Annotated in this window: 1 protein-coding gene; it reads right to left on the bottom strand. The window is 35.5% G+C overall.

What is annotated here, in order from left to right; genetic code table 11:
• On the bottom strand, positions 1-578 hold a 578-nt coding region (locus L1D44_RS21725), incomplete at both ends, for a hypothetical protein (protein ID WP_239893262.1).

A 578-nucleotide genomic window follows, 5' to 3' on the forward strand; every position in this document is an offset into this window, starting at 1 on the left:
AGAAAGTATATTAGATAAAGATATAGGTAAGGTCATAACGTTTCTTTTCTCAAGCTTATCTATCTCACCGCACAACTGTTTCAAATTTCCATCACCAGATCGGCCGGTCCTAAGAATATTCTTTGAAACATGTATCAAATCACGATGTGTGACAACTAATACAACTAAAGATACTACTGATATAGCAATTTGCAATTCACTATTAGAATAAAACACACACAAACCAAAAGGTATAAGGATGTACTCCCAATACCTAAAACCATCGCCAATAAACTTATTAACTCTATCCGATGCCGCTGTAATTAAGTAGAAAAGAGAACCCCAACCTAAGCAATATAGCGCGAACTCATACTCTTCAGGATCAGATGTGAAAACACCAGATACCACAAGTAAAACTATGACTATTGTAATTGGTTGTCTTAAAAATATTTTAAAAGACTTACACAGGTAAATTATCTTACTAAACCGACCAAACTCTGCCGTGTGGCCGTATTCTCTCCAATATTTATGGAACGCCCAGAACTCAACACCATTAAAAAAGTAATACCGCAGATGCGCTAAATGCCCTTTTACAATAT

Source organism: Shewanella sp. Isolate13 (assembly GCF_022398325.1).
GTDB lineage: Bacteria > Pseudomonadota > Gammaproteobacteria > Enterobacterales > Shewanellaceae > Shewanella.